The sequence below is a fragment of the Streptomyces sp. BPTC-684 genome (assembly GCF_030028635.1).
Lineage (GTDB): Bacteria > Actinomycetota > Actinomycetes > Streptomycetales > Streptomycetaceae > Streptomyces > Streptomyces noboritoensis.
Map to the genome: position 1 here is coordinate 2,479,286 of NZ_CP124863.1, position 20,470 is coordinate 2,499,755.

Here is a 20,470-nt window from a genome sequence, read left to right on the forward strand (position 1 = left end):
TTCTCGTTCACCCGGGCCACTTTCGTTGTACGTACGTGAGCTCAGCTCTGCCGGATGACCAGTCTGCCACCCTGCCGACGTGCCTCGACGCGCCCGGGGAGGCTGATGGCCCGCTGGCCGCGCCAGCTCGTGATGAGGCGGTCGACCTCCTCGACGTGGCGGGCGAAGAGCGAGCCGGCGGGGGAACCGGCGTGGATGAGGGCCTTGCGCAGCACCCGGCGGCGGACCGCGGCGGGCAGCGCGTAGAGCTTTCCGCACAGCAGCTCGCCGGCCTCGTCCCGTACGGACGGGTCGGCCTCGGCGGCCCAGGCGTCCAGGGCGTCGGCGTCGTCGCGGGAGAGCTCGGCGGTGCGCGCCAGGGCCTCCACGACGCCCTTGCCGAGGGCCTTCTCCAGGGCGGGCAGCCCTTCGTGGCGCAGCCGGGAGCGGGTGTAGGCGGGGTCGGCGTTGTGCGGGTCGTCCCAGACGGGCAGCGACTGGACCAGGCAGGCCTTGCGGGCGGTGTGCCGGTCGATCTGGAGGAAGGGGCGGCGGTAGCGGCCGTGGCTGCCGGAGACGGCGGCCATGCCGGACAGGGAGCGGGTGCCGGAGCCGCGGGCGAGGCCGAGCAGGACCGTCTCCGCCTGGTCGTCGCGGGTGTGGCCGAGCAGGATCGCGGCGGCGCCGTGGCGCTCGGCGGCGGCGTCCAGGGCGGCGTAGCGGGCGTCCCGGGCGGCGGCTTCGGGGCCGCCGTCGCGGCCCACCTTCACGGCGACGGCCTCGACCGGGTCGAGCCCCATCGCGGTGAGCCGGGCGGCGACCTCGGCGGCGCGCTGGTCGGAGCCGGGCTGCAGGCCGTGGTCGACGGTGACGGCGCCGGCGCGGACGGAGAGCTTGCGGGATTCGAAGGCGAGGGCGGAGGCGAGCGCCATGGAGTCGGCACCGCCCGAGCAGGCGACGAGGACCAGGGGGCCGGGGGCGTCGCCCTCGCGCGCGGTGTCGCGGGGGGTGGAGTCGGGGGGTGGGGTGCGGCCGTCGCTGAGGACGAGCGCGTCGTGCAGTACGTCGTGGAGTACGCGGCGGACCGCCAGGCGTATCGCCGCGACCGCAGGATGGGGACCCATGTCCGGTGCCCTTCGGTGAAGTTGGGGGGTGCCTCGGGACGAGGGAAAAGATCGGTCACACAGAGTGCGTAGATGGTGACAGAACCGAGCCGATACCCGAGCATTGCACGCCTACCCATGCCCTACGGTCCCTCGGATGGGTGATCCTGCGCATTTCCGGGGGACACGTGTGGGCCCCGGGTACGTGGGTGCGGTCGGCGCTCGCGGGGTCAGCCCTCCGTCCTGCGGTGCACCCGCGCGACCCAGTCCGCCGGTTTGGCGATCTCCGCCTTGGTGGGGAGCGTGTTGGGCGAGGTCCACACCCGGTTGAAGCCGTCCATGCCGACCTGGTCGACGACGGCCCGTACGAACCGCTCGCCGTCGCGGTACTGGCGCAGCTTCGCGTCCAGGCCGAGCAGTTTGCGCAGGGCGAGGTCGAGGCGGGAGGCGCCCTTGGCGCGGCGCTGCTGGAACTTCTCGCGGATCTCGGCCACCGAGGGCACGACCTGCGGCCCGACGCCGTCCATCACGAAGTCCGCGTGGCCTTCGAGCAGCGACATCACGGCGGTGAGGCGGCTGAGGATCTCGCGCTGGGCGGGGGTCTGCACCAGCTCGACCAGGGAGCGGCCGCTGTCGCCCTCCTCGCCCTCGGGGCGGCTTCCGCTGAGCGACTGGGCGGCCTCGCGCAGCCGCTCAAGGACGGTCATCGGGTCGACGTCGGTCTCGCCGAGGAATGACTGGATTTCGCCCTCCAGGTGGTCGCGCAGCCAGGGCACGCCGGTGAACTGGGTGCGGTGGGTCTCCTCGTGCAGGCACACCCAGAGCCGGAAGTCGTGCGGGTCGACGTCGAGCTCGCGCTCCACGTGGACGATGTTGGGGGCGACCAGGAGGAGGCGGCCGCCGCCGTTCTCCCCGGCCGGGAGCTCGCGGGTGGGGGGCGCGAACGTCTCGTACTGCCCGAGGACGCGCGAGGACAGGAAGCTGAGCAGCATCCCGAGCTCCACGCCGGTGACCTTGCCGCCGACCGCGCCGAGCACGGCGCCGCCCGGGCTGCTGCCCCGGCGCTCCTGCATCTTGTCGAGCAGCGGCTTCAGGAGTTCCCGGAATCCGGCCACGTTGGCCTTGACCCAGCCCGCGCGGTCGACCACGAGGACGGGTGTGTCGGCGGGCCGCACGCTCTCCGGGATCATCCGGGTGAACGCCCGTACGTGTTCCTCCGAGGCCTTGGCGTGCCGACGCAGCTCGGCGACGACGGCGCGCGCCTCGTCCCGGCTCACGTCGGGGCCCGGCCTCACCAGTCGGGTCGCGGTCGCCACCGCGAGGTTCCAGTCGACCATCCCAGCAGAAGCAGCACCACCGATGCCTGTCATGCGTCAACCGTACGTTGTCCCCTCCTCCAGAGGAGGAGGGTTGAAGCCTGGCGGTTACGAGGCGGGGCGCGCGGTGTGGCAGCCGCAGCGGGCGAGTTGCTCGGCGAGCTTGTCGAGGGCGTGCTGGGCCGGGTCGGGGCCGGGGGTGTCGGCGGCGAGGAAGGCGAAGGTGAGCAGGTGGCCGTCGGCGTCCACGACGGTGCCCGCGAGCGTGTTGACGCCGGAGAGGGTGCCGGTCTTGGCGCGGACGAGGCCGGTGCCCGAGGAGGCGGCCCCGTAGCGGCCGCGCAGGGTGCCGGTGAACCCGGCGACCGGCAGGCCGGTGAGGACGGGGCGCAGCTCCGGGTGGGCGGGGTCGGCGGCGCGGGCGAGCAGCAGGGTCAGGAGCTGGGCGCTGACCCGGTCGTCGCGGCTGAGGCCGCTGCCGTCGGCGAACCGGGCGCCGGCGGTCTGGGGCAGGCCGAGCGCGGCGAGCCGGTCGGCGACGGCCTTGGCGGCCCCGTCGAAGTCGGCGGGGATCCCGGCGGCGGTGGCGGTCTGGCGGGCGAGCGCCTCGGCGAGGTCGTTGTCGCTGTTGGTCAGCATCCGCTCGACCAGGTCCGAGAGCGGCGCGGAGAGGGTGCGGGCGAGCTCGGTGGCGCCCTGCGGGGCCTTTCCGGGCCCGGGCGCGCCCGTGAGGGTGATGCCGCGCTCGCGCAGCAGCGAGGCGAACGTACGGGCGGTGTCGCCCGCCGGGTCCCCGGTGCGCGGGGCGGGCCCGCTGTCGCTGCCGTCGGTGCGTCCCTCGTCGGTCATGAGGGCGACGACGGGCGCGATGTTCTCGTTGGGGCCGATGGGGTGCAGCTCGGGGCCGCGGTAGCGGGAGAGGTCGTACGTGAGGGCCGCGTCGGTGAAGCCCCGGGTGCGCAGGGCGCGGGCGGTGGCGTCGGCCAGGGCGCGCAGGCCGTCCTTGCCGAGGGTGGGGTCGCCGCCGCCGACGAGGGTGAGCAGGTTGCCGGTGGCGGGGGCGACGACGGTGGTGGGGATGCGGTGGTCGGGGCCGAGCGCCGACAGGGCGGCGACGGCGGTGGCGATCTTGACGGTGGAGGCGGGCGTCATGGCGGTGTCCGCGCGCTGCCCGTAAAGCTGCTTGCCGGTGGCCGTGTCGTACACGGCGGCGGCGGGCTGCGGGCCGAGGCCGGGCGCGGCGAGCAGGGGGCCGAGGACCTGGTCGAGCGCGGTGTCCGCGGGGGCGTTCGCGGGGGCGCTCAGCGCGGCGAGCACGCCCCTTGCGCTGGGCGCGGGCGCCGGTGCGGGGGGCGCGCCCAGGTGATGTGCGCCACCTGTCCGACGAGCGGCCGCTGCCCGGTCGCGCTCGGCCGTACGCTGACCGGAGTCCCAGGGACCGGCCGTGGCCACCGCTCCGGCCGCCACCGCCAGGCCGACCGCGGCCGCACCCGCCATGACCTGCCAAGTCTTGGGTCCCGGCACCGAGGACCAGCCCCTTTCGCGATCACACACCTGCGTGAGGGACACTTAATCACCAGAACTGCGTCTTGCCGCGAACATGGCACTCCGGGTCAGCACCGGCGGCCCCGTCCGGCTGAGTGTCCCGGGCCCGGCCCGGGGGGCGCAGGAACCGTCCCAAGCATGTGCTGATCACTGAGGAGAGCCACCCGTGGAGTTCGACGTCACCATCGAGATCCCGAAGGGTTCGCGGAACAAGTACGAGGTGGACCACGAGACCGGCCGGATCCGCCTGGACCGTCGGCTCTTCACCTCGACCAGCTACCCGGCGGACTACGGCTTCGTCGAGAACACCCTCGGCGAGGACGGCGACCCGCTGGACGCGCTGGTCATCCTGGACGAGCCGACCTTCCCGGGCTGCCTGATCCGCTGCCGCGCCATCGGCATGTTCCGTATGACCGACGAGGCGGGCGGCGACGACAAGCTGCTCTGCGTGCCGGCGTCCGACCCGCGCGTCGAGCACCTGCGCGACATCCACCACGTGTCGGAGTTCGACCGCCTGGAGATCCAGCACTTCTTCGAGGTCTACAAGGACCTGGAGCCCGGCAAGTCCGTCGAGGGCGCCAACTGGGTCGGCCGCGCCGAGGCCGAGGAAGAGATCAAGGCCTCCTACAAGCGCCTTGAGGCGCAGGGCGGCGCGCACTGACGCGTTCTCACCCCGTACGACGACGGGCGGTGCACCTTCCGGGGTGCGCCGCCCGTTGTCGTACGACTTGATGATCGCCCACATACTGGGCACACGTATGCGTACGGAAGGGACCGGAGGGAGGTAAGGGGTGGCTGAGCAGCAGGAGCCGGAGGAGCGCAAGCCGCCCTCGGACGAGGCGCGCAGTGCCTTCGCGGCTCCCGACGGGGTGGAGCAGCCCGGGCCCCCCGAGGAGGACGCGCCGACCTCCGAGTTCGCGCTGCCGGCCGGGGTGCCGGAGCCCGAGCCGGCCGTCGAACAGCCCGCCTCCGCCTTCGCGCCGCCCCGCACCTACTCGGCCCGCGAGGCTCCGGCCGCGACGGTCACCACGGCCGGGCTGCCGCTGGTGCGGCTCTCCAAGGACGCGCCCTGGCAGGACCGGATGCGCACCATGCTGCGGATGCCGGTAGGTGAGCGGCCAGTGCCGGAGACGGCCCCGAAGGCCGACGAGGCCGGGCCCGCCGTGCCGCGCGTGCTCGACCTGACGCTGCGCATCGGCGAGCTGCTGCTGGCGGGCGGCGAGGGCGCGGAGGACGTCGAGGCGGCGATGTTCGCGATCTGCCGCAGTTACGGCCTGGACCGCTGCGAGCCGACGGTGACCTTCACCCTGCTCTCCATCACCCACCAGCCGTCGCTGGTGGACGACCCGGTCACGGCGAACCGGACGGTACGCCGCCGGGGCACCGACTACACGCGTCTGGCGGCCGTGCACCGGCTCGTCACGGACATGACCAGCCCCGACCACGACGTCACCCTCGAAGAGGCCTACCGCCGGCTCGCGGAGATCCGCCGCAACCGGCACCCGTACCCCGGCTGGGTCCTCACCATGGCCGCGGGCGGGCTCGCCGGGGCGGCCTCGGTGCTGGTGGGCGGCGGCGTCACGGTGTTCCTGGTGGCCGCGGCCGGCGCCATCCTCGGCGACCGGCTGGCCTGGCTCTGCGCGGCGCGCGGACTGCCCGAGTTCTACCAGTTCGTGGTGGCGGCGATGCCGCCCGCCGCGATGGGCGTGGCGCTCAGCCTCCTCGGCTGGGACCTGCGGCCCTCGGCGGTGATCACCGGTGGGCTCTTCGCCCTGATCCCGGGGCGGGCGCTGGTAGCCGCCGTGCAAGACGGCCTGACCGGCTTCTACATCACCGCGTCGGCCCGCCTGCTTGAGGTCACGTACTTCTTCGTGGCGATTGTGATCGGCGTGCTCACCGTGCTGTACGGGGGGCTCCAGGTCGACGCCAAGCTGAACCCGGAGGGGGCGCTGAGCCCCATCGAGCGGCCCGTCGTGCAGACCCTGGCCTCGATGGCGCTGTGCCTGACCTTCGCCGTCCTGCTCCAGCAGGAACGGTCCACCGTGTGGATCGCGACGGTGAACGGCGGGATCGCCTGGGTGATCTACGCGTCGATCGCGGTCACCGCGAAGGGCTCACCCATCATGGCGACGGCGGTGGCGGCGGGTCTTGTCGGCCTGTTCGGGCAGTTGGTCGCGCGCTACCGCAACACCTCGGCGCTGCCGTACGTGACGGCGGCGATCGGGCCGCTGCTGCCGGGTAGCGCCACGTACTTCGGCGTGCTCGCGATCGCCCAGAACCACCGGGACCAGGGGCTCGCCAACATCGCCAAGGCGGCGGCGCTGGCGATGGCCATCGCGATCGGGGTGAACCTCGGGAGCGAGGTGTCCCGGATGTTCCTCAAGGCGCCGGGGGCGGCCCGTAAGGCGGCGAAGAGGACGCGGGGGTTCTAGCCAGAGCCTGTGGCGCCCTGCAGGGGCGTGTTGCCTCTTCAGGGGCGCGGGGAACTGCGCGACCAGCCCCCACCGTCCCGCAGCCGAAGACCGGGCAGCGCGGAGCGCCTAGCGCTTGGCGTGGCGCCTGCGCTGCGGGGGCTGGGGGGTGGCCGGACCCGACGGGCCGGACGCGCCCGGGCCCGCCTTCTTCGCCTTGGAGCGGGCCCGCAGGAACTCGATCGCGATCGGGACCACCGAGACGAGCACGATCGCGACCAGCATCAGCTCGATGTTCTTGTGCACGAACTCGACGTTGCCGAGCGCCGCGCCGAGCAGGGTGACGCCCGCGCCCCACAGCGTGCCACCGATCACGTTGTACGTGATGAACGAGCGGTAGTTCATCCGGCTCACGCCCGCGATGATCGGCGTGAACGTCCGCACGATCGGCACGAACCGGGCGAGGACCAGCGACTTCGGTCCGTACTTCTCGAAGAACTCGTGGGCCTTCTCCACGTTCTCCTGCTTGAAGAGCTTGGAGTCCGGCCGGTTGAAGAGCGAGGGTCCGACCTTGCGGCCGAAGAGGTAGCCCACCTGGTCGCCGATCACGGCAGCGGCCACGACCAGTAGGCAGACCAGCCACAGCGGGGTGTCGATCTTGTCGGCGGTGACCAGCAGACCGGTGGTGAACAGGAGCGAGTCGCCCGGCAGGAAGAAGCCGATGAGCAGGCCGGACTCGGCGAAGACGATCACCAGCAGACCGGTCAGGCCGAAGGACGACAGCAGCTGGTCGGGGTCCAGCCAGCTCGGACCGAGTGCGAGGTTGGTCACGGGTTCCGGGCTCCTGGGTCAGGGGTGGGGGCAAGGGGGCGCGTAAGCGCGCGTTGACGGGGCCAAAGCTATCAACGCGTTCGGCCCGGTCCAGGTTCCACCGGGTTCCTGGGGATGCGCTGTGCCCGGGCGGGTACGAAGCTGGGTCCCAGGATCCTCCAGGAGGTGGGCGCGATGGGCATCGAGGAATACGGCGGCGGGCAGGGCGCGCAGTCCGACGTACTGGTCGTGACGACGAACGACGTCCCCGGCTATCAGGTCCAGCAGGTCATCGGCGAGGTCTTCGGCCTGACCGTCCGCTCGCGCCACCTGGGCAGCCAGATCGGCGCCGGGCTGAAGTCCATGATCGGCGGCGAGCTGAAGGGGCTGACGAAGACGCTCGTGCAGACCCGGAACCAGGCGATGGAGCGCCTCGTCGAGCAGGCACGCGCGCGTGGGGCGAACGCCGTCCTCATGATGCGGTTCGACGTCACCGAGGCCACATGCGCACATACGCATGGTAGCTGACCTGGGGTGATGCACACCAGACCTCAGCCCGTCATCCTCTATGCCCCCTACCTGACCTCGGGGTACAGCCTCACCCGCACTTGTCCGGCACTGTTGAACGCAGACATGAAAGAGCCCCGCCCCTCTGCCACGGTGGAAGGTAGGGAGGCGAGGCGTTAGGCGGGGCGATTACACGGGCGGGCGACGATGCTTCACACCCGGCCCACACAGACGACACTTGAACCACTGCACCGGCCCGTAGGCGGGCATCCTCACCATGTAAACCCCGCTGTGAACGGGGCACTTGGCCACGTCCCTCGGATCGGCAGTTTCCAACCACTCGTCTTCGGCGATACGCCGCGCGGTGTCAAGAGCGGTCTTGTCGTCGTGCATAGCCCCTCCAATTGATCTACTCGGGGGGAGTAGTGGGGTCGTCTTCAGGCGACGGGACGGGGTTGCCGGGGTCGCCGGGGCTGTTGCCCTGGTTGTCGTCGTCCCCGTTGCCGTTGCCGTTCCATAAGGTTCCTAGCTGTGCCCTCATGCTGCCTCTTTCCTTGGATGGGTGTCCGGCGTTCTGGTGAAGCCGGGTTGTACCGTCCGCTCCCTCAAGGAACGGGGGCTTACCCGCCCCTGCCGTGGGTCCCGAGGCAATCAGGTGGGTCGGGCTTGGCAGGGGCAGAATCTGTGGGACAACGGGTCCCCGACCGTGCCGTGGGGTGGGAATACGGCCGGGGGGCCCGTCGCTGGCCCGACAGCGCCCGCGAACGAGCCGACGCCATGGGTCGGGCCATACCGCGCGGTCGGGTTCTTGCTCGTGACTCCGCGCGGGGGTTCGGGGTGTCAGCGGGACGCGAATGCCATGGCGACATACGCGCCTGTGGTTCCGCTGATCATCATCAGCATGAGTGCACCGCCAGCGGCGAGGCAGAGATCCTTTAAGAAGCTCACGGCGTTACTGCCAATCGCACGCGCTCGGCCAGGCGCTCCACCACGTCAGCGGGCAAGTGGCCCACGTACACCACAGCCGCACCCCGATGGGTAGCCGCACCCCGGATGCTGTTGATCGTCCGGTCCGGCGCGCCCACCATCTGCAACAGGCTGCGGAATACGTTGGCCGCGTCGTCGGCAGTGGCGGTGCTGTCGCGCCATTCCTGCATGTTCATGGGCATGGTTCAGGTCCTCTTGGTGTGGTGAGTGTGGGGGTGGAAGGACGGAAGCGTGTGACACCTCAAGTCCTCCCCCAGCTACGGGTGTTGGCATCGGCCATAGCCACCTCGTCGACAGGCTCAAGGTCCTTCGGGTCGGCGTGCCATGCCTCGTCCTGGCGGCCGACGCCCCGCAGGATCACCCGGCCGTCTTTGTACTCCTGGACGCGCCCGAGGCGTCCGCCTCCGACTCGCACAACGGTGCCCTCGTCGTACCGCTTGGTCATCACACGGCCCCCTCGTCACGAGCTGCCTGGCGGAGCGCCGATGGGACAAGGCTTGCGTGGTTCTCGCGGCGTGTACACCGCCACCCTGTAACCAACTACCTTTAGTGGACAGGCCGTTGGGACGTTGAGAGGGGAGGGCGCGGCATGGAACTGGAGCCAGACGACGCGAAACCCGCCACACCCGCAGCACTGCTAGCCAGTCGCGCAGCACGGGCCCGAAGGAATTCTGGGCTGTCGCTCCGCTTGCTGGGGGAAAAGGTGGGCTACCCGCACACCTATCTGAGTCGAGTTGAACGAGGTGAACAGCTACCGTCCGTTCAGCTCGCCGAGGCACTGGATGAGTTCTACGAGCTGGATGGGCTCATGGCCGAACTGCTCGTGGTGGTGATGTCGGGCGAGGTTCCAACGTACGGCCAGAAGGTCTTGGACGTTGAAACCCGCGCCGCCCGAATTCAGACCTTCAACAGCAGCGTAATCCCGGGACTCCTACAGATCGAGACGTACACCTCGGCCCTCTTCAAGGAGTCCATGCCGGGGAAGGACGCTGAAAAGGTTGCTCTGTTGGTCGCAAAGCGCATGCATCGTCGTGCAGTTCTAGAAACTAAGACTCCGCCGTTCTACTGGGCCATCGTGGACGAGGCTGCCTTTCGGCGCCCCATCGGAGGCCCGGCGATCATGTCGGAGCAGATTCGCCACATAGCGGACACGATTGAAGCCAACAGCAACGTGAGGGTTCAAGTGCTGCCCTTCAAGCATGGAGTACACCCGTTGCTGGGCGGTAGCTTGAGCTTGCTCACCCTCCGGGACGGGCTGACCTTCGCCTACGTCGAGTCCTTTGCGTCCGGAACATCGATCGAAGACCCGGCCGAGGTTCTGGAGCTTACGACGCTGTTCGACATTGCACGGGAGAGGGCTCTTGATAGCGGAGCGAGCTTGGTCCTGATGCGTAAGTACCTGAAAGAGTATGAAGATGAAACTGAAGCCTGACGCCCTCTCAACCCCGACTGTTCCGGTCTGGGTGAAGAGCACGTATAGCAATGGCCAGGGGGCCGAGTGCGTGGAGTGGGCCCCCACGTCCGCCACTCCCAACGCCGTGCCGGTCCGCGACTCAAAGCGCCCCAACGGCCCCCAGCTCGCCCCCTCGTCGGCCGCTTGGCAGGCGTTCGTGGACAGCCTCAAGAACTGACTCCATCCCCTACCGGCCCCGTTGCTCTCCCTTTCGAGTGGCGGGGCTTCCTCCCGTCCGTATGTGAACCACTTTGACGTACTGATGTCCACGATTACTTGCGCGCCCAGACACGGCGAAAGCCCCCGGCGACTGACCCGACGAGGGGCCAGCCAACCGGGGGCAGGTTCAGAAGTGCACTGGACAGTTACAGATCATGTTCAGTGCCTCATGGTCAGGATCGGTGCCAGTCTCAGCGCGGAACAGCGCCTCGAACAGGGGCCACACCTTATGAGCCTTGACCGTCTTGTAGCTCTCGTCCCCCAACAGGCAAGCAAGTTCCCGTAGTTCGTCGCTGATGGCTGGCAAGCTGTCGGCCCATCGGCGCTTTTGGTCAGCAATTGTCTCGCCCCAGTACTCACCCATGCCGGTGCTCCTCAATTGCTGCCCGTGCCGCTGCTTGCATGACTTCAAGCGGGTCCTTGTCGCCCGCCTCAGTTGCCCTCTCGTGCGCGGACAAGGCGTTGTCGAGTTGGGCCAGGAATCGGAGTCCCGGGTGGGCCACAGGTGCACCGGCGCTACCGGCCACGAGAACCCCGTCACGGGCGATCTGGGCGATCAGCGCCGACCACACCGCCCGCAACTCGTCGTACCGCTCAGGGGCACTCTCAGGGGCGTCTACTGGACTCGCCGGGGTCGTACGGTCGGCTGCCTGGCGGGCGCGGGAAGCCGCTTTGCGGTGTGCCTCAGAGCAGTACCGAGTACGAGGGTCGGCGGATGCCGGTAGATCAGCTCCACATGGTTTGTGCTGGCATCGTCGCTTCAAATGGTCCCTTTCTGGTTAGCGGACACTCTGCGATTGCCTGTCCGGGACGGACGTGTGTTTTCTGCTGGGACCGGGATCGCCAGCACGCAAGGTTGGGAACTTTTTCCCCGGTCACCCCTCCCGCTCCGAGATTCGTTCACGTCATACTCGTCCAGCCGCGCGAGTCCTCGTTCAGTAGTACTCGCCTATTCAAGGAATTCAGACACGGGCGACAGGCCACCGTGATTCCACTGGACGCTCGGGAATGGATGTTTATCCCGTCGGCTAGAAACCGCAGCGCATCGAATATCTCAACAGTATTCGGCGCGTGGAAGAAATCCGGGGCGCACATGCCCAGTGCGCATGGCACTTTGCCCGCATATTCGGTGGTCTGCGTCTTGTTCAGTAGTCGCTCGATGAGTTCTGCACCGAGTCGTTCACGCCGTTCTCGCGCGGACTTCCGGCAGTTCCGGCAGACGCCACATAGGCATGCCTCAACCACTGGTCTTGACCTTGAGGATCTGGACCCGCCCCGGGTCGGCCAGCGTTACGCCGGAGATTCGAGCACGGCCCCGAAATAGGGTCGAATCAGTGAAGAACGCGTCCGTCTCATGCTCGGACAGGGTAACTTCCGGCTTGTCGCGCAGAGCCACGGCAACGCTGCCGAGATCCGCGACGATGGCTGTACCCGTGGGCAGAATCGCAGTTCCGTCCGCAAGCGGCGGAAGGCTTATGAGCGTAGGCAGTTGAGCCAGCCGAGCACCTTCAACACCCTTGCGGATAGCGGCAGTTGTCGCAGGATTGCCAAGGATCGTATCCGCACTGCCCCCGGACTCTTCAACGCGCGAGACAGTATCAACCAGCACGTCGTAGCTGAGGCTGGCTACCTGGGTCGTGGTGCCAGCTTCAAGCATGCCGGGTACCTTCGCGTCCTCGTCCGAAGCGCCGTTTACGATCACGTCATCAATGCGCGCGCCAACGGCCGCGAGAAGCGCCGATTCAAGCGCCTTAGCGGTCGCCGGAATATCAACAAGGTCATCGTTGTCGGCTTTGACGATCACAGATGGCTTCACCGTAGTCACGTGCGGAATCGGAATCGGCACGGGAATCGGGGCTTGCTCGCTGCGCCGACCCTGAATGCGGGCTGTGATCTTTGGGGTGACGGGCACATACCCATGATGTCCGCTGAACTGGAAAGCCTGTACACGCTCAATTAGCCGTGAGCCCCTGCCAGCGGCAGACAGCAGTATCGGCGCCTCAATGTCACCATTGGCATTCAGGTCAAACCAATCGCCCCTACGGGACTGAAGATCCCCGTAGCTGTGACCGAACACGCGAACAGCTTGCTGCTTCTTCATGCTGTCAGAGACGTTGGTGGTCAGGGTTCGTACCTCATTCTTGTTGTTGGACCGCGCATTGGCGGTAGTCGTCGGATAGGCCGGATTCAGAACCGGGCCGAGTTCGAACACGCTCATGGATGTGATGATGCGAATCGGCAGACCGGTTTCCCGGTCCGGTGAATCGGCAGTCGAAGCGCCGCCGGGGTTCACGCGGAATGTGAACGACGCGCCTCGGACATCCCCACGCCTTACAAGCTCAGCAACGTCACGGCCTGTGCTCGTATCCGGGATGTCGATCTCATACCGGATTCCCTGAGCGTCCCTCATCAGCCGAAGTGTTCCCGCCTTCGTCCGGCCAAGGATTTGATCGTTGTTGTGGTTGAAGGTGGCAACCACATCCGGCGTGCCTACGGGGTTCCATGCATCGGGCTTGATGATCTCGCGGAATCCCCCAAGGTTCCCAGACAGTTCGTTGAATCGGATCGCGTAGCCGGAAAGCGTCCGAGATCGGAGTGTGACCGGCGCCGGTACAGACCGAGTAAGAACCTCCGTCTTAGCCACGACGCTCCCCGCCAGAACGCCGGTGGTACTCGGTTGTCCGCGCTGTCTTCACGGCACCGATTAGCGGGCCCACGAGACCGATCAGCGGATGCGGAGACCCGTCCGGGCCCTCAACGCCACCCGCACGGATTGCGGCCAGTACATCCCGTAGCAGGCGCTCGATCGCGATATCTAGTGGACTTGCGGACAACGGACTTGGCTGAACGGCGGTACGGACTTCCACGGTCTCTCACTTCTTTAGGCATACGGCCTTAGCTGGCCACACCTAAGTAAGAGGGAAGGTCGAAACCCCCTCAGCGCCGGAAGTGACGTCCGGTGTCGAGTGCACGTGACTGAGCCAGATCCGGCTTAGCCATAAGAGTTTCCTAATGGGAGTGTGAAGTGCTGTTCATACATACACTTCCAACACTCAACCACCCTCAACGCCGTCCCTTGGCGCCGTCCGGCCGCATCTGATGTCTCCCCACCACCCTTCGGGCTCCTGTGTGCCCTGCTGGCGGCTTCCCACGACCCTGTTGACGTTTCCCCTTCAGCCGTCTTCGCGAGGCTCTTAGGCGGCCGTCTGCGGGCACAGGAAAGCCCCGGCGGCCGAGAGGGCTACCGGGGCTGGTCGGGGCGGGTGTACTGCATTCTCGGCTCGTGAGTCGTGACATGCGCCGCCCCTGACCCGCACGTCTATGTCAGTGCGGGGTAGGGCGAGCCTATCCGCCGCTTGGGGGACGCGTGCGGCCGTTTGCGGGCCGTATGTGGTCTGCCGGGGCCCTGTAGCTGTACGGCCGTCTGGGACCCTGTGAGCGCCCCAGCTCGTTACGGGCGGGCTGGGGCACCCTGCGGGCCGTCAGGCGGTGCGGGTGAACGTCTTCCGCTGAGGCTTGGGGACATGTTCCGGCCAGTACTCAGGGTCACCGTGGAACGTGATGATCACTCGGCTGTCACCATCGAACCCTCGTCGATGTCCCGGGGCTTTCTTCACCCATATTCGGGACACGGCAAGCCGTACCAGTTGCCGCCGTAGATCCCGGTCAGCATCGTCCCAGGCTTCACCCGCCTCGTCCCGATCCCGAAGAAATCCAATATCGGTTTCCTTCGGAGTCAACTTGGCAACTTTCGCCTTAGCGATGATCAGTGCCGCCCGAGCCTCTTCTTGAAGCTGGGGAAGGTGTGCATCAAACGGCGGTTCAAAGAATCCGTCCCGCATCTGCTGGGCAATCCGCTCAATACCCGCCTCAGCTGCCTTGAGTTCCGCGACTGCCTCATTGGCCGCCGAGTTGTCATCGGGATGCTTTAGCATTGCGTATCGCTGAGCAACCTTGACCAGCAATGGGTCCGAGTCTTCCGCCGAGCACAGCCGCTCAATCCACTTAGTGCGCACGTGCGTTTCAAGGGAGGTACGCATAGCCGAAGTCGGCTCGGGGCACGGCTTGCCAATCTTGTGGTGCGAGCAGACATGGCTACGCCCCTCACTCGGCAATGCGCCCGCGCACCCGTGGCACCGTGTCAGTCCCGTAAGCACGTGTACTGTCTTGGGTTTACCGGCGCGGGGATGTATCGGCCCCGAGGCTGCCTCAGAAGCATGCTCCGGAACGATCAACCCGCTGTCCGTGCGGGTCATGTTGTTGGGAGTCTTGCGCATCTGTAGCGGGAAGTGCCCCCGCATCGCTGCTCTGGCTTTTTCCGCCAGTTCCCTCGGAATGGGCTTGTAACCCTCTTCGAACACCGACACCCGATGTCCGTCAGGAGTCCGAAAGATCGTGTCGGGCCCGGGGAGCCCGCGTTGGTTCGTTACCTGCCAGCCCTCATACACAGGGTTGTGGATGATGCGCGAAATCGTGGACGACTGCCAGAATCCGCCACCCGGAGACGGGATTCGTTCAGGCAATTCCTCGTTGAAGTGAATACACAGACCGCGCCCACTCATTCCTTCTGCGAGCTGTTCGAAGATCTCATACACAACCCCCCACTTGTCGGAGTGCTTGAGCTTCCGCGTCTTTGGGTCGGCGATCTCCAGTCCAAAAGGCGCCCGCCCAAGCCACTTACCAGCCCGCTGCTGACTGCTCTTAGTGGTCTTGATGTTGTACGACAGCCGGTTGGAATACTCCCGAGCCTGTTCCGCACGGTCAATAATCCAGCGCCGGTCTCGCTCGTTGGAGCTGTCCAGCCCCTCGTAGTCGAAGAGGACTCGCGCCCGCCCGAGGATCGGCCCGATATCGTCCACGCCCTTTCGCGTAAACCGGTCCAGCGCGAAACACCAAAGCGCCTTCACCTCTCCGAGCATGATTGCACCTAGCGCCTTGTCGAACTTTGGACGCTCGACATCCGACCATGCTGAGAGGTTGTCAATCCACACCTCTCGCACGCGGTAGTCGTTCCGGTCTGCCCAAGCGCGTCCTAGCTCTTCCTGTGTCTTAATGGAAGTCAGGTCCCGCGCGTCCTCGTCTCGCACGATCTTGGACTTCCGGAGGTAGAGATCAATCTCTTCCACGCGTTGCCCCTCTCATCAGGCAGCCGTCTAGCTGCTGCTCATGTAGGTGAGTAGGTGCACACGTCACCGAGGCGGCCGACGTCGGGACGGAGGTCTGCGCGTACGGAACGGCGGTCGTGATCACGAAGCTCTGAGAAGGGGACGGGCCGTGGCACTGCACCCGGGCGCCAACAAGAAGGCGCAGGAGTACGAGAAGGAGTACGGGCGGCTCGCCCTCAACCCGTTCTACGGGGAGGCCGACCCGGTCGGCTCCATGACGTCGGCGCCGCCCCGGCACCGGCTGCCGGACCGGCCGCTGGCCCCCGCCACGGCGTACCAGCTCGTCCACGACGAACTGATGCTGGACGGCAACTCCCGGCTCAACCTGGCCACCTTCGTCACCACCTGGATGGAGCCGCAGGCCGGGGTGCTGATGGCGGAGTGCCGGGACAAGAACATGATCGACAAGGACGAGTACCCGCGCACCGCCGAGCTGGAGCGGCGCTGTGTGGCGATGCTCGCCGACCTGTGGCACGCGCCCGACCCGGCCGGGGCGGTGGGCTGCTCGACGACGGGGTCGAGCGAGGCGTGCATGCTCGCCGGGATGGCGCTCAAGCGGCGCTGGGCGAAGCGGAACGCGGACCGCTACCCCGGGCGGGACGCGGTGCCGAACCTGGTGATGGGCGTGAACGTCCAGGTCTGCTGGGAGAAGTTCTGCAACTTCTGGGAGGTCGAGGCGCGCCAGGTCCCGATGGAGGGCGACCGCTTCCACCTCGACCCCTCGGCGGCGGCCGAGCTGTGCGACGAGAACACGATCGGCGTGGTCGGGATCCTCGGCTCGACCTTCGACGGATCGTACGAGCCGATCGCGGAACTCTGCGCGGCGCTCGACGCGTTGCAGGAGCGTACGGGGTTCGACGTGCCGGTCCATGTGGACGGCGCGTCGGGGGCGATGGTGGCGCCCTTCCTCGACGAGGACCTGGTGTGGGACTTCCGGCTGCCCAGGGTCGCGTCGATCAACACGTCCGGGCACAAGTACGGGCTGGTGTACCCGGGCGTGGGGTGGGCCCTGTGGCGCTCGGCGCAGGAGCTCCCGGAGGAGCTGGTCTTCCGGGTGAACTACCTGGGCGGCGACATGCCCACGTTCGCGCTGAACTTCTCGCGGCCGGGGGCGCAGGTCGTGGCCCAGTACTACACGTTCCTGCGGCTGGGGCGGGAGGGGTTCCGGGCGGTGCAGCAGACCACCCGGGACGTGGCGCGGGCGCTCGCCGAGCACGTCGAGGCGCTCGGTGACTTCCAGCTGCTCACGCGGGGGAACGAGTTGCCGGTGTTCGCGTTCACGACGGCGCCGGAGGTGAAGCGGTTCGACGTGTTCGACGTCTCGCGGCGACTGCGGGAGAAGGGGTGGCTGGTGCCCGCGTATACGTTCCCGCCGCACCGGGAGGATCTGTCCGTGCTGCGGGTGGTGTGCCGGAACGGGTTCTCGTCGGATCTGGCGGCGATGCTGGTGGAGGATCTGGGGCGGCTTCTGCCCGAGCTGCGTCGGCAGTCCGGGCCGCTCGGGCGGGATGCGTCTGTGGCTACGGCGTTCCACCACTGAGGGGGGCGGGGGGAGCGCCGTTTTCGCTGGGCGCTGTGTTCGACTGCGGATCGTGCGTGGTTGCTCGCGCAGTTCCCCGCGCCCCTTCGGGGCGCTCGGCAGCACCTTTAGTTCTCCGCGTACGGGTTCTCCTCGCCGTCCGCCAGCACCGCCACGAACGGTGCTCCCTCGCCCGCGAACGTGTACGCGCCCGCCTCGATCCTCGCGATCAGGCCGCCCGTCCACTCCGCCTCGCCGTCCGCCGAGTGGACCCACATGTTCATGATCTCGCCGATGTGGCCGAGGGACTCGGGGCCCTGCTCGGGGGTGTAGTGCTCCGTCACCCTGGTGCGCCACGCCGCCAGCCGCTCCAGGCGGTCGCGCAGCAGCGCCACCACCTCCGTGCGCGGCAGGTCGACCATGAAGCCGATCGCCGCCGAGAGCATGTCCATCTTCTGGTCGTACGAGGTCAGCGCCGCGCGCAGCAGCTTCAGATACTCCTCGAAGCCCGCGTCCGTCAGCTCGTACTCGGTGCGCGGCGGACCGCCCGCCGTGCTCGGCGCGATCTCGTGGGCGTGCAGCACGCCCTCCTTCGCCATCTGTTTGAGGGCGTGGTAGATCGAGCCGGGCTTGGCGTTGGACCACTCGTGGGCGCCCCAGTACTCCAGGTCGTTGCGGACCTGGTAGCCGTGCGCCCGGCCGTGCTGGCGGATCGCGCCGAGCACGAGGAGACGGATCGCTGACATGCGGCTCAGCCTATGACCTCGCCCGTTCGCGAGAGCAACCAGCTCGTCGCTCAGAACGGGAAGAGGCTCCTCCCGTGCTGCACGGAGATCCACTTCTGGGTGGTGAACGCCTCGATCGTCGAGTCCCCGTTCAGCCGCCCGAGCCCCGAGTACTTCTCGCCGCCGAACGCCACCAGCGGCTCGTCCTGGATGGTCGAGTCGTTGACGTGGATCATCCCGGTGACGATCCGCTTGGCGAACCGCACGCCCCGCTCCACGTTGGCGGTGTGTACGGCGCCGCTCAGTCCGTACGGGCTGTCGTTGGCCATCCGTACCGCCTCCTCCTCGCCGTCGAAGGAGAGCAGCAGCACCACCGGGCCGAAGATCTCCTGCCGCAGCAGCGGGGAGTCCTCGGGCAGTCCGGTCAGGACCGTCGGCTCGACGAGGCTGCCGCGCGTGCGGCCCCGTACCAGCGCGGTGGCGCCCTCGGCCAGGGCCTGGTCGACCAGCGAAGTCAGCGCGTCCGCCTGGAAGTTGTTGATCACCGGGCCGATGTCGGTGGCCGGGTCCGCCGGGTCGCCGGTTTTCAGGGCCGCCACCCGCGCACAGAACTTCTCGGTGAACTTCTGCTCGATGCTCCGGTCCACCAGGACCCGGTTGGCGGCCATACAGACCTGCCCCTGGTAGACAAAACGGCTGAAAACCGCCGCCTCGACCGCGTAGTCGATGTCCGCGTCGTCCAGGACCACCAGCGCGCTGTTGCCGCTCAGCTCCAGGATGGCCCGCTTGAAGTGGCTGCCCGCGACGGCGGCCACATGGCGGCCGGTGCGGTCGGAGCCAGCGAACGAGATCACCTTGGGCACTGGGTGCTCTATCAGCGCGTCGCCTATCTCGGCTATGTCCGTGACCAGCACGTTCAGCAGCCCGGCCGGCAGGCCCGCGTCCTCGAAGATCTTGGCGATGAGGCCGCCGCCGACCACCGGCGCGTTCTGGTTCGGCTTGATGACGACGGCGTTGCCGAGCGCCAGGGCCGGTGCGACCGACTTCAGCGTCACCAGGAAGGGGAAGTTGAAGGGGCTGATCACCCCGACCACGCCGACCGGCAGCCGGTAGACGCGGTTCTCCTTGCCGTCGACGGGCGAGGGCAGGATCCGGCCCTCCGGCCGTATCGCCAGCTGTATCGCCTCGCGCAGGAACTCCTTGGCGAGGTGCACCTCGTACCCGGCCTTCAGGCGGGTGCCGCCCAGCTCGGCGACGATCGCCTCGATGATCTCCGGCTCGCGTTCCTCGGTGATCCGCAGCGCGCGCTCGAAGACCAGTCTTCGGCTGTACGGGTTGGTCTCACCCCAGCCGACCTGGGCGCGCTCGGCCGCGCGATAGGCCTCGTCGACCTCGTCCACCGTGGCGACCGTGATGGCGGCGAGCTTCTCCCCGTTGTACGGATCGAAGTCGATGATGTCCCACGACCCGCTGCCGGTGCGCCACTCGCCGTCGATGTACTGGTGGGCCAGGTCGGTGAAGAAGGACATGCCATCCCTTACTGCTGCCACTGCGCCGCCACCGTGTCCGTCGCGAACGTGTTCGTCGTCGCGTCCACTGTGTCCCCCGCTTCTGGTACACAACCCTGATGTGACGTCATCGTACTGACGTATCAGATGAGTTGGAGTAGTCCACGGAGAAGATCGCGGCTTTCCTCCGGGCCCGGACTGTCCTTCTGGAGCCGTTCCATCGCCCTGTCGTACTGGGCGACCTCCTCCGGCTTGTCCAGGTAGAGGGAGCTGGTGAGCTGCTCCAGATAGACGATGTCGGAGAGGTCGGACTCCGGGAAGCGCAGCAGGGTGAAGGCCCCGCTCTCGCCGGCGTGTCCGCCGAAGCTGAACGGCATCACCTGGAGTGTCACGTTCGGCTGCTCGGACACCTCGATGAGGTGCTTCAACTGACCGCGCATCACGTCCCGTTCGCCGTACGGGCGGCGCAGCGCCGCTTCGTCCAGGACGGCGTGGAACCTCGGCGCGCGTTCGGAGACGAGGGCCTTCTGGCGCTCCAGGCGCAGCGCCACGCGGCGGTCGATCTCGGCGTTGGACCCGTTGGGCATGCCGCGCCTGACGACGGCGTGGGCGTACGCCTCGGTCTGCAACAGGCCGTGGACGAACTGGACTTCATAGATCCGGATGAGGGAGGCCGCGCCCTCCAGACCGATGTACGTCTGGAACCAGCCGGGCAGCACATCGCCGTAACTGTGCCACCAGCCCGCGATGTTGGCCTCTTTGGCCAACCCCAGGAGCGACGCGCGCTCGGCATCGTCGGTGACCCCGTAGAGCGTCAGCAGGTCTTCGACATCCCTTGCCTTGAAGCTCACCCGCCCCAACTCCATACGACTGATCTTCGACTCGGACGCCCTGATCGAATACCCGGCGGCCTCGCGGGTGATGCCCCGGGACTCGCGCAGGCGCCTGAGCTGTGAGCCCAGCAGAATGCGCCGGACCACCGACCCGCTCGACTCTCCTGCGGTCACTTCGCTGTCCCTCCCCAACCGACGGTGCACGGCAGTCTGCCACCAAAACGCTTCACCCCGTACTCAATCGATTACGGAAATGGTCAAGCTCCGAAATCGGCCTCGGGAAGAAATGAGCAACAATCACCACGGGGTTGGACAGGTCTGGCACGTGCACGTGCATCTGCCCTTGCATCAGGAGCGGGCATTCGGAACCATGGTCCCCGCGCACCTGCG

19 protein-coding genes are annotated in these 20,470 nt (G+C 67.7%); 6 read left to right on the forward strand and 13 right to left on the reverse strand.

All coding sequences use genetic code 11. From position 1 onward, the window contains the following. Window positions 1-41 precede the first annotated feature (41 nt). The 3 genes from tilS to dacB all read right to left on the reverse strand — a co-directional run bounded on the left by tilS (window position 42) and on the right by dacB (window position 3,895). Window positions 42-1,103 (reverse strand): tRNA lysidine(34) synthetase TilS, encoded by a 1,062-nt coding sequence (gene tilS, locus QIY60_RS11075; protein ID WP_283142252.1) that lies wholly within the window; start codon window positions 1,101-1,103, stop codon window positions 42-44. 209 nt (window positions 1,104-1,312) lie between these two features. After that, the gene (locus QIY60_RS11080; protein ID WP_283142253.1) at window positions 1,313-2,452 is read right to left on the reverse strand and encodes a zinc-dependent metalloprotease; all 1,140 of its coding nucleotides are present in this window, start codon (window positions 2,450-2,452) and stop codon (window positions 1,313-1,315) included. A 54-nt stretch (window positions 2,453-2,506) separates the two neighbouring features. Further along, window positions 2,507-3,895: a D-alanyl-D-alanine carboxypeptidase/D-alanyl-D-alanine-endopeptidase gene (gene dacB / locus QIY60_RS11085; RefSeq protein ID WP_283145896.1), complete on the reverse strand. Its 1,389-nt coding sequence runs from the start codon at window positions 3,893-3,895 to the stop codon at window positions 2,507-2,509. Between the two features lie 214 nt (window positions 3,896-4,109). Here dacB and QIY60_RS11090 point away from each other — a divergent pair, with 214 nt between their 5' ends. After that, a complete protein-coding gene (locus tag QIY60_RS11090) occupies window positions 4,110-4,604 on the forward strand; it encodes an inorganic diphosphatase (RefSeq protein WP_101389400.1) in 495 nt (164 codons plus the stop codon). Window positions 4,605-4,734: 130 nt separating this feature from the next. Beyond that, a complete protein-coding gene (locus tag QIY60_RS11095; RefSeq protein ID WP_283142254.1) occupies window positions 4,735-6,375 on the forward strand; it encodes a threonine/serine exporter family protein in 1,641 nt (546 codons plus the stop codon). Between the two features lie 108 nt (window positions 6,376-6,483). On the opposite strand, the gene QIY60_RS11100 is transcribed toward QIY60_RS11095, so the two are convergent. Further along, a complete protein-coding gene (locus tag QIY60_RS11100) occupies window positions 6,484-7,185 on the reverse strand; it encodes a VTT domain-containing protein (protein WP_283142255.1) in 702 nt (233 codons plus the stop codon). 174 nt (window positions 7,186-7,359) lie between these two features. Here QIY60_RS11100 and QIY60_RS11105 point away from each other — a divergent pair, with 174 nt between their 5' ends. Next, a complete protein-coding gene (locus tag QIY60_RS11105) occupies window positions 7,360-7,692 on the forward strand; it encodes a YbjQ family protein (protein ID WP_283142256.1) in 333 nt (110 codons plus the stop codon). 388 nt (window positions 7,693-8,080) lie between these two features. On the opposite strand, the gene QIY60_RS11110 is transcribed toward QIY60_RS11105, so the two are convergent. The 3 genes from QIY60_RS11110 to QIY60_RS11120 all read right to left on the reverse strand — a co-directional run bounded on the left by QIY60_RS11110 (window position 8,081) and on the right by QIY60_RS11120 (window position 9,106). Next, window positions 8,081-8,212, reverse strand: a complete 132-nt coding sequence (locus tag QIY60_RS11110; RefSeq protein WP_283142257.1) for a hypothetical protein — start codon at window positions 8,210-8,212, stop codon at window positions 8,081-8,083. Window positions 8,213-8,615: 403 nt separating this feature from the next. Beyond that, window positions 8,616-8,840, reverse strand: coding sequence for a hypothetical protein (locus tag QIY60_RS11115; RefSeq protein WP_283142258.1), 225 nt, complete (start codon window positions 8,838-8,840; stop codon window positions 8,616-8,618). A gap of 59 nt (window positions 8,841-8,899) precedes the next feature. Beyond that, the gene (locus QIY60_RS11120) at window positions 8,900-9,106 is read right to left on the reverse strand and encodes a hypothetical protein (RefSeq protein ID WP_283142259.1); all 207 of its coding nucleotides are present in this window, start codon (window positions 9,104-9,106) and stop codon (window positions 8,900-8,902) included. Between the two features lie 141 nt (window positions 9,107-9,247). Here QIY60_RS11120 and QIY60_RS11125 point away from each other — a divergent pair, with 141 nt between their 5' ends. Both QIY60_RS11125 and QIY60_RS11130 read left to right on the forward strand, forming a co-directional pair. Further along, a complete protein-coding gene (locus tag QIY60_RS11125) occupies window positions 9,248-10,090 on the forward strand; it encodes a helix-turn-helix transcriptional regulator (protein ID WP_283142260.1) in 843 nt (280 codons plus the stop codon). Between the two features lie 31 nt (window positions 10,091-10,121). Beyond that, window positions 10,122-10,289: a DUF397 domain-containing protein gene (locus QIY60_RS11130; RefSeq protein ID WP_349253912.1), complete on the forward strand. Its 168-nt coding sequence runs from the start codon at window positions 10,122-10,124 to the stop codon at window positions 10,287-10,289. 168 nt (window positions 10,290-10,457) lie between these two features. Here QIY60_RS11130 and QIY60_RS11135 read toward each other — a convergent pair whose 3' ends face one another. The 3 genes from QIY60_RS11135 to QIY60_RS11145 all read right to left on the reverse strand — a co-directional run bounded on the left by QIY60_RS11135 (window position 10,458) and on the right by QIY60_RS11145 (window position 15,456). Next, window positions 10,458-10,694: a hypothetical protein gene (locus tag QIY60_RS11135; RefSeq protein ID WP_283142262.1), complete on the reverse strand. Its 237-nt coding sequence runs from the start codon at window positions 10,692-10,694 to the stop codon at window positions 10,458-10,460. An 873-nt stretch (window positions 10,695-11,567) separates the two neighbouring features. Continuing rightward, window positions 11,568-12,974: an HK97 family phage prohead protease gene (locus QIY60_RS11140; protein ID WP_283142263.1), complete on the reverse strand. Its 1,407-nt coding sequence runs from the start codon at window positions 12,972-12,974 to the stop codon at window positions 11,568-11,570. 838 nt (window positions 12,975-13,812) lie between these two features. Continuing rightward, the gene (locus QIY60_RS11145; protein ID WP_283142264.1) at window positions 13,813-15,456 is read right to left on the reverse strand and encodes a recombinase family protein; all 1,644 of its coding nucleotides are present in this window, start codon (window positions 15,454-15,456) and stop codon (window positions 13,813-13,815) included. Window positions 15,457-15,604: 148 nt separating this feature from the next. Here QIY60_RS11145 and QIY60_RS11150 point away from each other — a divergent pair, with 148 nt between their 5' ends. Then, entirely contained in the window at window positions 15,605-17,035 is a 1,431-nt protein-coding gene (locus QIY60_RS11150) for a glutamate decarboxylase (protein ID WP_283142265.1), read from the forward strand. A gap of 107 nt (window positions 17,036-17,142) precedes the next feature. On the opposite strand, the gene QIY60_RS11155 is transcribed toward QIY60_RS11150, so the two are convergent. From QIY60_RS11155 to QIY60_RS11165, 3 genes are all read right to left on the reverse strand, one after another. Further along, on the reverse strand, window positions 17,143-17,760 hold the full coding sequence (locus QIY60_RS11155; protein ID WP_283142266.1) for a PadR family transcriptional regulator: 618 nt from the start codon (window positions 17,758-17,760) through the stop codon (window positions 17,143-17,145). 50 nt (window positions 17,761-17,810) lie between these two features. Further along, window positions 17,811-19,268: an aldehyde dehydrogenase family protein gene (locus tag QIY60_RS11160; RefSeq protein WP_283142267.1), complete on the reverse strand. Its 1,458-nt coding sequence runs from the start codon at window positions 19,266-19,268 to the stop codon at window positions 17,811-17,813. 122 nt (window positions 19,269-19,390) lie between these two features. Beyond that, a complete protein-coding gene (locus QIY60_RS11165) occupies window positions 19,391-20,254 on the reverse strand; it encodes a helix-turn-helix transcriptional regulator (protein ID WP_101389393.1) in 864 nt (287 codons plus the stop codon). Window positions 20,255-20,470 lie beyond the last annotated feature (216 nt).

What these genes read in the sequence shown, in the direction of transcription:
- QIY60_RS11135 (WP_283142262.1), bottom strand. Translation starts at nt 10,694, where the DNA reads ATGGGTGAGTACTGGGGCGAGACAATTGCTGACCAAAAGCGCCGATGG.
- QIY60_RS11105 (WP_283142256.1), top strand. Translation starts at nt 7,360, where the DNA reads ATGGGCATCGAGGAATACGGCGGCGGGCAGGGCGCGCAGTCCGACGTA.
- QIY60_RS11080 (WP_283142253.1), bottom strand. Translation starts at nt 2,452, where the DNA reads ATGACAGGCATCGGTGGTGCTGCTTCTGCTGGGATGGTCGACTGGAAC.
- QIY60_RS11160 (WP_283142267.1), bottom strand. Translation starts at nt 19,268, where the DNA reads ATGTCCTTCTTCACCGACCTGGCCCACCAGTACATCGACGGCGAGTGG.
- tilS (WP_283142252.1), bottom strand. Translation starts at nt 1,103, where the DNA reads ATGGGTCCCCATCCTGCGGTCGCGGCGATACGCCTGGCGGTCCGCCGC.
- dacB (WP_283145896.1), bottom strand. Translation starts at nt 3,895, where the DNA reads ATGGCGGGTGCGGCCGCGGTCGGCCTGGCGGTGGCGGCCGGAGCGGTG.
- QIY60_RS11110 (WP_283142257.1), bottom strand. Translation starts at nt 8,212, where the DNA reads ATGAGGGCACAGCTAGGAACCTTATGGAACGGCAACGGCAACGGGGAC.
- QIY60_RS11125 (WP_283142260.1), top strand. Translation starts at nt 9,248, where the DNA reads ATGGAACTGGAGCCAGACGACGCGAAACCCGCCACACCCGCAGCACTG.
- QIY60_RS11115 (WP_283142258.1), bottom strand. Translation starts at nt 8,840, where the DNA reads ATGCCCATGAACATGCAGGAATGGCGCGACAGCACCGCCACTGCCGAC.
- QIY60_RS11155 (WP_283142266.1), bottom strand. Translation starts at nt 17,760, where the DNA reads ATGTCAGCGATCCGTCTCCTCGTGCTCGGCGCGATCCGCCAGCACGGC.